The sequence below is a fragment of the Acinetobacter sp. SFB genome, from assembly GCF_001647545.1.
In the GTDB taxonomy this organism is placed as follows: domain Bacteria; phylum Pseudomonadota; class Gammaproteobacteria; order Pseudomonadales; family Moraxellaceae; genus Acinetobacter.
Genome location: NZ_LSZH01000007.1, coordinates 1 through 10932, shown reverse-complemented (window position 1 = coordinate 10932; position 10932 = coordinate 1). Strand labels below are relative to the sequence as shown.

6 protein-coding genes and 3 pseudogenes are annotated in these 10932 nt (G+C 35.9%); 5 read left to right on the top strand and 4 right to left on the bottom strand.

Translation table 11 applies throughout. The features are described 5' to 3' along the window. Positions 1-77 precede the first annotated feature (77 nt). On the top strand, positions 78-293 hold the full coding sequence (locus AY606_RS04470) for a transposase family protein (RefSeq protein WP_283234612.1): 216 nt from the start codon (positions 78-80) through the stop codon (positions 291-293). 221 nt (positions 294-514) lie between these two features. Here AY606_RS04470 and AY606_RS04465 read toward each other — a convergent pair whose 3' ends face one another. After that, entirely contained in the window at positions 515-2434 is a 1920-nt protein-coding gene (locus AY606_RS04465) for a bifunctional metallophosphatase/5'-nucleotidase (protein ID WP_081408361.1), read from the bottom strand. Positions 2435-2604: 170 nt separating this feature from the next. After that, positions 2605-5058 (bottom strand): ExeM/NucH family extracellular endonuclease, encoded by a 2454-nt coding sequence (locus tag AY606_RS04460; protein ID WP_067865366.1) that lies wholly within the window; start codon positions 5056-5058, stop codon positions 2605-2607. Between the two features lie 394 nt (positions 5059-5452). Between AY606_RS04460 and ppk1 the strand changes: the two are divergent. The 3 genes and pseudogenes from ppk1 to AY606_RS16850 form a co-directional block, all read left to right on the top strand. Continuing rightward, positions 5453-7531: pseudogene (gene ppk1, locus AY606_RS04455) on the top strand (polyphosphate kinase 1). Positions 7532-7649: 118 nt separating this feature from the next. Then, positions 7650-7877 carry a hypothetical protein gene (locus AY606_RS04450; protein WP_067865371.1) on the top strand — a complete coding sequence of 76 codons (228 nt, stop codon included), beginning with the start codon at positions 7650-7652 and terminating at the stop codon, positions 7875-7877. A 296-nt stretch (positions 7878-8173) separates the two neighbouring features. Continuing rightward, a pseudogene (locus AY606_RS16850) lies at positions 8174-8290 on the top strand (DDE-type integrase/transposase/recombinase); the annotation flags it as partial. Positions 8291-8478: 188 nt separating this feature from the next. On the opposite strand, the gene AY606_RS04445 reads toward AY606_RS16850, so the two are convergent. Further along, the gene (locus tag AY606_RS04445; RefSeq protein WP_067865363.1) at positions 8479-9045 is read right to left on the bottom strand and encodes a recombinase family protein; all 567 of its coding nucleotides are present in this window, start codon (positions 9043-9045) and stop codon (positions 8479-8481) included. A 420-nt stretch (positions 9046-9465) separates the two neighbouring features. Continuing rightward, positions 9466-9929: pseudogene (locus AY606_RS04440) on the bottom strand (Lrp/AsnC family transcriptional regulator). A gap of 131 nt (positions 9930-10060) precedes the next feature. Between AY606_RS04440 and AY606_RS04435 the strand changes: the two are divergent. After that, positions 10061-10696 (top strand): LysE family translocator, encoded by a 636-nt coding sequence (locus AY606_RS04435; RefSeq protein WP_067865360.1) that lies wholly within the window; start codon positions 10061-10063, stop codon positions 10694-10696. Positions 10697-10932 lie beyond the last annotated feature (236 nt).

Below are 10932 nucleotides of genomic sequence, written 5' to 3'. Positions count from 1 at the left end.
GTGTCTAATCAACAGGGTTTTCGGTCTCTAAGCAATTTTAAAGGGAACATCATCGACTCAAATCTCTATTTGCAACAGTGCCTTTAAAAGCCAAAAGACGTTGTAAATTAGATCCTGAACTAAAAATCTATAATCAGGAAATCAATAAAAGAAGAATAGGGATTGAACATGTATTTGGCAGCCTGAAAACCTTCAAAATTCTTGCTGAGCGTTATCGAAATAGAGGCAAAAGACTCGGTTTAAGATTCAATTTGATCGCTGGAATCTATAACTTGGAATTGAGTAAAAAATGATTTATGAAAGAGATCTATTTTATACCTATTTTAAAAGATGGAAAATAGCCTAGAGATGATTAAGAGGTGTACAGTTTAAAGACCTTTGAAAGAAAATATTGAAAGTGGTATTTCTCTAATCAAAAGCAACTAAAAAGAAGAAGCTCAATTGAGCTTCTTCTTTTAAAAAACTATGGGTCGGTTATAAGCCAAAATTTTTATCTGTTATCAATTAACCCTTTTTATTCTTTATAATTTTGCGTGCTGTATTGCTCAACGGGCAATCGGGACAAGACCTTTTGCCCTTTTTCACCAGATAAACCTTCTACGTACTGCAAAAATGCTTCTGCATAATCTAATCCTACATCCACACGACGTTCGCCAGTGATATTTTTAAAGCTACTGTAGAAGTCCTGACCATCGGCAAGAAAGTTGATGGTAATTACTTGATAGGTCTGATTTAGATTTAATGGCTGATATTGGTCCTGTGCATTTCGAACCTGCAAATTGGATACACGCAGCCCCTTAGACTTGGTTAAATCCACATCCCATTGCAATCCGCCTGCATATGGATAACTGCCTGTGTTATTACTGGCAACTGCATCGATTGCATCTTCGAGCACGGCTTTAATTTCTTGACCTGTTGCTTTTAATTGCACCAAGGTATTTTTAAATGGCAATACTGTATAAATTTTCTCTACTGTAATATCACCTTCAGGTAGGTCTACCCTCACACCACCTCCGTTTTGGATGGAGATGTCAGCATTAAAATATTTTTTACCCTGCTGCAAAAATGCTTCAGCAACTAACTGCTGTACATCGCCACCATGCTGATTAATAAAATCTGCTTTATTGCAGACATCACCCAAACTAGAACGTGACGTATCTTTGGTCATTCCAGGAACACGACGTAAGCATAAATTATCATTTGCAATAGCAACTTTTTCTTTGCCTAATAAGTTTTTAGCAACTTTATACGGGTCTAGAATACTTAAAGCTGTAGTATCAGGTTGTACGATGCGTAGTGAGTTACTGTTTTCAATATCTTGTTTAAGATGAGAAATTTCATTACTGCTTAGGGCAACCGCCTCTTTAGCTGTACGCTTAAAATCATCGCCAATCAATATATTAGCTTTTCCTGCACAGGCTTCAATTTTACCATTGGCATCAAAGTTGACTTTTAACTGTCCGACGACATAGGCATATTGCCATGCCTGTACAACGCACACCTGATCACCATCTTTATTTTTCAGTACCGTAGGGTAATCACCCTCTGGGCTGATACCGTAATTTTTAAGTTTCGCATCTGCAAGTAAAGTATGTGAATCTCCGCCAACAATGACATCAACGCCTGACAATTTAGTCGCTAAATCTTTTTCCAATCCGTAACCTAGATGAGATTGAACAATAATTTTATTAATGCCTTGCTGTTTTAACTCATCAATATATTTTTGTGCAGTGACTATTTCATCGTTAAATACAGTATCTTGATTTGGTCGAGAAGCATTTTTAGTTTTATTGGCAATCGTTAAACCAATTAAAGCAATTTTCTGCCCTTCTTTTTCTATAATCGTATAAGGCTTAACAAGATCAGTTTGGTACAAAGGTGAAGTTTTGCCAAACTCGACATTTGCACTCAAGACTTGGGTTTTATTTTTACAGTTACCTTTATCATTTAAGAAGCCAATAAACTTTTGCAAACCGGCATCCGTATTATCAAACTCATGATTGCCCAAAGTTAAAGTATCAAAACAAACGGTATTCATCAGATCTGCATCTGCTTCACCTTCCTTCAAAGTAAAGTAGAGATCGCCTGTAATTGCATCACCCGAATGAATTTTTATGGGGTTTTTCTCACTGTTTGCTAAGGTATTCATCAGCGCAGCAACGCGTGCAAAACCACCATTTTTGACTTGTATTTCCTCACGTTTTCCTGCAGAGGTTTCAAGCATTAATTTGGTGCTTTCTTCATCTAAATGTGAATGACTGTCATTGAGATGCAGCAGATTGACTTCCAAAGGATTTATCTGATTCACAGGTGTTGTGTTCTGGCCATCATTATCATTATTACATCCAGTCAGTAATAAGCTTGAAAATAGTAAACTACATGCTGTAGTTGAATAATGATTTATTCTCTTTTTATGAATCACGATTATCCCTATTTTTTTAAATTTTAAAGGTTCATCATGTCGCAGTCGTGTTTAAAATTAGTGAAACCAATTCATTATTCTAAAGCTAAAAAAAGGAGAAATATTATATTTCTCCTTTTCGATTTACCTTATTTATTTACTTTTAGCCAGTTTGAATCAGCATTTCATAATAGTGTCTCAGCTCAAGCTTTACGTCGACGTATTGCAGATGCTAAAACCAAGCCCATAAGTGACAAAATAGACCACAATCCCATACTGCCACCGCCACTCTTGCCATTATCCGGCACAGATTCATTTAAATCCATATCAACAATCACTGGATCATGATCGGAAGAACGGAATGCATCGTCGCTATAGAATGCTGCGATTTGCTCATCTGTTTTATATTCTTCATTATAATCTAAAGCTGTCGGCTCATCAGCATTGATGTGCCAAGCAAAAGTACGTTTTACCATTGGATATAAATCTGCATCAGCAATTGCATGGTCTAAGTTTCCTGCACCACCATTGCCATTCGCATCACTTGCCACACCAAAGACATAACTATAGGCCGTTTTACCTTGTCCAATTTTTTCATCATTGAGCAAGACTTTATAATTGGCTTTTTCCAATGCTAAAATCGGATCTTCTTTAGCATAACTATTCATATCGCCGACCAACAAATAATTTGGCTTAGTCACTTGCGTTGGATTTTTTGCAATCCACTGCATGAGTTTTTGTACTGCCGTTAAACGTGTTGCATTCCAGCAACCTTGACCATCCCCCTGATCAGCATCGGCCAGAGTTTTATCGTCAGGACAACTGCCTTTCGACTTTAAGTGATTCGGTACTATCGTAAATATTTTTCCACCATTTACAGATTGGAAACTTTGCGCCATGGTGACACGGTTCTTTTGAGTCTGATCGTCATAAACCGCAGGCTCGCCCACAGGTTTTACGCGCTTACTGTTATAAATAATCGCAACTGCAATTGCATCTGTACCTAGTTTTGTCATTTTGGTTGGAATAACATATTTCCAGTCTGCACCTAAGGCTTGGGATAAATATGCCACTGCACTTTTATCATCAAAACCATTATTTGCAATTTCCATTAACCCATAGACATCGGCATCAATTGTTTTTAAAGCACTGACAATTTTTTGATGTTGCTTTTTAAACTCAGCTTCTGAGCTTGCACCACGTTCTGTTGGGAAACCTTTTTCTGCACCATTATCATAATTCAAGACATTAAAAGCCGCAGCGCGAATTTGCTTAGCGTCTTTTGCAATCACTGTTGAAGGACGTATATTGGTATCTTTAATAATTTCAGGTTCTGCCTTCGCTTGTATAGGTTGAATTCGCCATGCATTAAAACGGTACTCTAAAATCCCTTCAACATTTTTCAGTTGTGAACCTGTTCTTAATGTATTTAAGGCATTGAAGTTTTGCGGCAGCCATGGTGTTCTATTTTGATTGTTATAGCCATCATCTAAGATAATTTTAGAAAGTAAGTTTTGCTTGGCTAACGCAACTGCTTCAGCAGATTTTGCAGGATATAAATTGGTTGGGATATATAAGCGACCTAAACTTAAAGATAGCTCACCATAACGACCGTAATTGTAATTTTCACTCACCGTTAAGGTTTGCGGAATTTTAACCAGCATACCTTGATAGCGTTTCGGTACATTTCCTGCTGTATCCATCAAACTGGTAAATGGCAAATTAAGAGCCTGTGCCGTGACTGTATCGGATGCTTGTGGAGTACAGGTTTGAATATCTTGATCAAGTTGATCTATTTGGAGTTGGTTTTGATATGAGGTTAAACGACCTTTTAGAATAACTTCTTCACCTACTTTTCCTCCAGTGATTTTACTACTTACAGGAAGATAGACAAAAATAGCATTGCTCAAATTCGATTTGGCTTTGCTATCAGGCGTTTGTACATAAAAACCAGAAAAACCATTATCGTATCGGTAGTCTGCGGTAATAACACCACGAACAACATAAGGCTGATTTTGAGTGGCAGATTGTAGGTCTGCAATCGCGGTATCTACTGTATTACAACTAATAGGGGTAATTGGTGGAGTGATAGGTGAGCTCGTGTCTAAATACTGGGAAAACTCATCTCGACCAGACCATTTAGACCATTCACTTTCTAACTCAAATGCTGCTACAGGATCAATTGAAGTTACATTATTTGAAGTTTTAGTACGCGACAAACTATTTTGATAACTACTAAAACCAACTCCCCACCCCGTACCTGGATCTTCCCCCACACGACCAAAACGATCTATTGGAATACCTTTATATAAAAGTACTAAAGCATCATCCCCATTAAATGCAAGCCCTGCCACTTGATTGACTTTACTACCAAGTACCGCCTGCAACTCTATTCGACCAATGATGTACTTTGCTTTACTTGCCAATGAACCTTGTAGTGGAAAAGCTGCAGTCTTGGTGATTGAACCATTGGTAAATTGTTGAATCTCATAGTCGGCTAAGTTCACTGTTAAACCGTCTGGATTATAGATTTCCAAGCCCTTTTTGTTAAATGTTCCATCTATATACTGACTAAACATTAATTGTGCATGTACAGAAAATGAGCACCCCATGAGCATTAAACTTAAACTCAATATTTTTGGTTTTATATTCATCATGATTTTGAACTGTTGTTAAAATTATAAGTAGATTAATTTTTATACATGACATCACTGTGAATAACTGATGACAGTTTGAGTTGAAATCGCTTTTCTAGAAAGTTCCCCATTCAACACCCCAATTGTCTCGGTTTTAATCAATACTCCTCTGTTCTGCCAAATTCAGATAAAAAGTATAAATATCAGCCAGATGAAACAACAATACAATACGATTTCATAAATCTGTCATTAAGTAGTAACAAAATGCTCAATTGAATAAAGTTTAATTCTTAGCCTTCCCCAGATCTAGGCATTTTTTATTTATAAAAAATCAATTGACCTCTTCTAAAGGTTCTGGGAAAGTTTTTTATTAAGTTTTCTTTAGTGCTGTAATCTAACTTTATAAGAGCAATAAATGACTTCCTTGAATGTGCCTTCAAACGCTTCATCACATCCGTTGAAAAAGTATATAAATAGAGAGCTTTCACTACTTGAGTTTCATAAACGGGTGTTGGCACAGGCGAAAGATACTGAATACCCTTTACTTGATCGATTAAATTTTTTAATTATTTTTTCAAGTAATCTTGATGAGTTTTTTGAAATACGAGTTGCCAGTTTAATGCAACAAATTGAACTTTCAAATCATGCTAGAACTCGTCCAGATGACTTATTAATCTCAGACATAGTCACCACCATTTCCAAACTTGCGCATGAAGCTGTCGAAGAACAGTATAAAATTCTTAATTATAGTGTCCTGCCGCAACTGCAAGGACATGGCGTTAATTTCATTCAGTATGGTGACATCCTTGAAAAGCATAATGAATGGATTAAGGATTATTTTCATAACGAAGTTCAACCTGTAGTTACGCCTATCAGTTTAGACCCAGCACATCCCTTTCCCGGGTTGGTCAATAAAAGTTTAAATTTCATTGTCACCTTAGAGGGCAAAGATGCTTTTGGACGAAAAATTGATTTAGCGATTGTTCCCGCACCACGATCATTACCTAGATTAGTGAAGTTGCCTAAAAGTATTTCCGGTGAGGCTGAATACTACATTTTACTTTCAGCCATTATACAGCAACATATTCATGAATTATTTCCGGGTGTTACCACAACGGGATGTTATCAATTTCGGGTTACACGTAATGCAGACTTAACCGTTTCAGAAGATGTTGAAGACTTAGCGATTGCCTTAAAAGGTGAGCTATCCTCACGACGTTTTGGTCGTGCTGTAAGACTAGAAGTAAATAAAAATTGCCCAGAAACGATTAGCGATTATCTACTTTGACAATTTGATCTTAAGGAAGAGCAACTCTATCGTATTGATGGTCCGCTTAACCTAGTACGTTTTATCTCGAACTTCAATTTACCCGAATTACGTTTTAAGCCTTATATTCCCCAATTACCCAAAGCGCTATATAGCAAGAAATCGATATTCGAAGTACTAAAAACTGAAGATATTTTATTGCACCATCCCTTTCATTCATTTTCTCCTGTCATTAAATTACTTAAAGAAGCCGCACATGACCCGCATGTTTTGGCGATAAAACAAACCCTTTATCGCAGTGGTGCAGATTCGGAGATTGTTCAAATTCTTGCAGAAGCAGCCCGAAATGGTAAAGAAGTCACAGCAATAATTGAATTACGGGCACGTTTTGATGAAGAATCTAATATAGAAGTGGCCAATGTATTACAAGAAGCAGGCGCAGTCGTGGTCTATGGGATTGTTGGTTATAAAACCCATGCCAAAATGATTCTAGTCGTCCGCCGTGAAGTGGATAAAATTAAACGTTATGTTCATTTGGGTACAGGAAATTATCATGCGAACAATGCCAAAATATATACAGACTACGGACTACTAACCAGTGATGCTGATATGTGTGAAGATGTTCATAAAATCTTCCATGAGCTCACAGACCTGGGAAAACTGGTCGAACTTAAAAAACTTTTCCATGCACCATTTACTCTGCATTCTCAATTGATTGAACTCATTGAAACTGAAATTAACAATAGCAAAGCAGGGAAAAAAGCGCAGATTATTATTAAAGTAAATGCCTTGACTGAACCTCAACTGATTGATGCTCTGTATAGAGCGTCTCAAGCGGGCGTTCAAATCGATTTAATCGTCCGTTCAATTTGCTGCTTACGTCCACAAGTGAAAGGACTTTCTGAAAATATTCTAGTCCGCTCAATTGTAGGACGCTTTTTAGAACATACCCGCGTTTATTATTTTTATCATCAGGGTGAAAGCAAACTTTATTGCGCCAGTGCAGATTGGATGGGGCGTAATTTATTTTCTCGCATCGAAACCTGTTTTCCGATTGAAGATAAAAAGCTTCGTAAACAAATTCTGGAAGATGGTTTAATGAATTACCTTCAAGATAATCGTCGAGCATGGGAACTTCAAGCAGATGGAACATGGATACAATATTCACTGAGTTTGGGCAAACCCGTCTATATTGCACAACAGCACTTATTAAATCATACGTCTTAATTAACCTGGGCTGATTACGCTACAAATTATTAGCCCTCGAATTCTTTAAATTGTACTTTAATATAATCTAAATAATTGAAGATTAAATTAAAAAATCTAAAACTAAATGGTTGAAAATATGAGTGATATCAGCGTAAAAAAAATCAATAAATTAATTGAAGAGTTTGAGCAAGAAGGAAATAAAATAGACCGATTGGAAATAGGTTATAAAACCTATGCAGCCTTGATATTAGACCAGAAATTTGCTGATAAAGTCACAAAGTCAAATGAAGATTCTAAAGAGCGGCTTTACAAAAAAATAAAAATTAAGCTGATTAGTGAAAAACATTATTTTAAAATCAAGTGAAATAAGGAATTTACTTATTCAAGGGCTGTGTCAGATTAACTCAGAACTAATACATTTAAATTTATTCTTTTGAACATATCTGCACTATACCGGGTTTGTCGGAGACCACTTTTCTTGAGATGAGAAGCATTGCTTCGCAAGACGTAGCGAAGCGTCCCAATGAAAAAACCAAAATATACCCGTGAAATCAGAGATAGAGCAGTTCAATTATTGATTGAATCCGAAAAAGATTATCCTTCTACTTGAGCTGCAATCACAGCAATTGCACTTAAGATTGGCTGTACGCCTGAAACACTACTGCATTTATTATTGATGTGTTCTCACGGGCAATTGTTGGATGGAAAGTATCTAAACGGATGAATACAGATATGGTGCTCAATGCACTTGAGCAGGCACTGTTGCAAATAGGGATCTGAGTCGATGTATTCCCTTCAAAAAAGCTTAGAGACCGAAAACTCTATTCACGAGATACACTTCACCCTGAGGTTGGCCATAATACTTTATAAAAATCTCACTCACTCTCTAATAGGATTTTTCATGAATTTGTCACGTTCCACGGTTTTATAATCTCAACTAAATATACTCGCCAATTTCAATTGAGTTATTCCCCGGCTTTTAAGTAGCGATATACCGCCTGGCGACTAATTCCAAATGCCTGGCCTAATGCCATTTTTGAAGGATACTTCCCTTCCTTCCATGCTTGTCGTAAAGCTTCAGCCTGAGCAGAATTCAATTTATGTACCCGGCCTTTGTACTTTCCTTGAGCTGAGGCTAGTTTAATCCCTTCCTTTTGCCGCTCTAGAATAATCTCACGTTCGAATTGTGCAAAAGCACCCATCAGTTGCAGCATCAAATTATCCATGGGAGACGATTGAGCAGTGAAAGTAATATTTTCCTTTACAAACTGAATGGCTATTCCTCGTTTGACAAGTTTGTCCACTTCAGTGACCAAATCTTTTAGGCTTCGGGCAAAACGATCCATAGAATGGACAACAATCATGTCCCCTTCCCGGACATAGTTCAACATTTCCTGAAATTTTGGTCGGTCTGTATTTTTACCCGAAGCTCGGTCAACAAAAGTTCGGTCGACTTCAATTCCCTCAAGTTGACGTCCAGTATTTTGCTCCACAGAACTCACCCGGACATAACCTACTTTTTGACCTTTCAATTTTTCACGCCCCAATTAGATAAAAATGAACAATTTCGTAAATTATAAATCTTTAATGCCAAAGTTACATGTTACTTATGATTAAAAATCATTTAAATGTTACACGGTTTTAAGAACTTTCACATTGTTACTTTAGGGTATAGTCTAAAGTAACTAATTTTGGATAAATATTTTGGTCTTACTTTATAAGAGGCTGAAAAAGTAATTAACTCATTACTTCTAATTAAGCAGTAAAAATAATCACAGTCATGAAACATTGCTTGAATATTGAGCATGGAACGTGAATAGTCACAAAGAAACCATAATTGTGCGGTGAACCCCATCATAGTTTCATGTAAGAAATTGATGCTTATAGGAAAAATTCAAGCATTTCGTATAAGCGGTATTATGTTGATTTTAGGAAATCTTGACTTAAAAATATTATTGCGAAGTTTTAACTGGAAAACCTATGAATGGTTTTATTTCTTTTAGAACAAACATACTCTGCATTTCTTTTATTCCAGGCAATCTTCTAATTGTTGACATAGAGAACTCAGCATAAGTATCAAGATTTGGGGATACAACTTGAAGTAAGAAGTCTGCATCACCTCCAATGCTGTAACATGCAACGACATAATCTAAAGCTGTCACTTCTTCCTCAAATTTTTTAGCTTCTTTTTCACTATGGCTATCAATAGATACACGTATAAATACCATTACACCTAAATCTATTTTTTTACGATCAAGTAATACTCCATATCCTTTTATAATATCGGTATCTTCAAGTTGCTTGACTCTACGCCAACATGGGGAAGTCGATAAGCTCAATTGTTCTGATAACTCAGCTGTTGTAATAACTCCAAGATTTTTACATCAGTTTTATCAATTTTTTTATGATTAGGCATAAATACTAAAATAATGAACTAAAAGAGGTATTTTATACCCTTATTTGTCATTTTTATAAAAAATATAGATCAATCTCTTCTTTGTTTTTACTAAAGAATAGTCCCAATATATTTTATTGATCTACTTTCAGATGGACTATCTAGCACAATTCACCACATATATTTTCACCTTATCTTTAGCCGCAATTCTTCCTGGGCCAGGTATGACAGGTCTAATTTTTAAAACACTCACCCAAGGCTATAAAAATGGCGTCATTATGCTAATTGGCCTAATCACAGGTGATCTAATTTTTCTATTAACCTCTATTTTTTTACTGGCTTCTTTAACACAATTTATTCCAAATTTTTCTTTGTATTTAGTCCTGCTATCAAGCATGTATTTATTGTATTTAGCTTATAGTTTTTGGTCTTTCAATGGTGACCTCTTACAAACTCAAGCTAAGAATACGGTAAATGAAACTATCTTCTCTTATAGAGATGGGCTATTTATAACGCTCAGTAATCCTAAAACCATTTCGTTTTACCTAGCAATTGTTCCAGCTATTTTTGGAGCATCTAGCCTGAAAGAGCAAACTTTTTCCTTAATCATAATCACAGTTTTAACTTTAGCTATTATTGGCGGTCTTTATGTATTCTTTTCTTTAGGACTAAAAAAGTGTTTACGTAATTTAAAAATACAAAGAGCTTTGCTTAAGGGGCTATCTCTTATGATGTTTATCTTAGCTCTAAGCATGATATATAGAGAGTTTATGCCCTATTTAACATAATGGGGCTTACACGAAACGAGGACTATAGATCCACGTTTTTTAAACTTCGTATAAGAGATTTTATATTAAATAGATGATCAGAAGATGCATGAACTGAATCGGTTGCATAACGTGTAACATGTAGTTTTTAATAAATCTAAAAAGACTAATGAGATAGTTATTGAAGTTTATTTTTAATAATTAGGCAGTATTAAAAATGAACAGATATGCCATGTCCTTATAATGGATCGTATGAT

Bases quoted from the DNA above. Each gene is read 5' to 3' on its own strand.
- AY606_RS04435 (WP_067865360.1), top strand. From the start codon at position 10,061: ATGGACTATCTAGCACAATTCACCACATATATTTTCACCTTATCTTTA.
- AY606_RS04460 (WP_067865366.1), bottom strand. From the start codon at position 5,058: ATGATGAATATAAAACCAAAAATATTGAGTTTAAGTTTAATGCTCATG.
- AY606_RS04450 (WP_067865371.1), top strand. From the start codon at position 7,650: ATGAGTGATATCAGCGTAAAAAAAATCAATAAATTAATTGAAGAGTTT.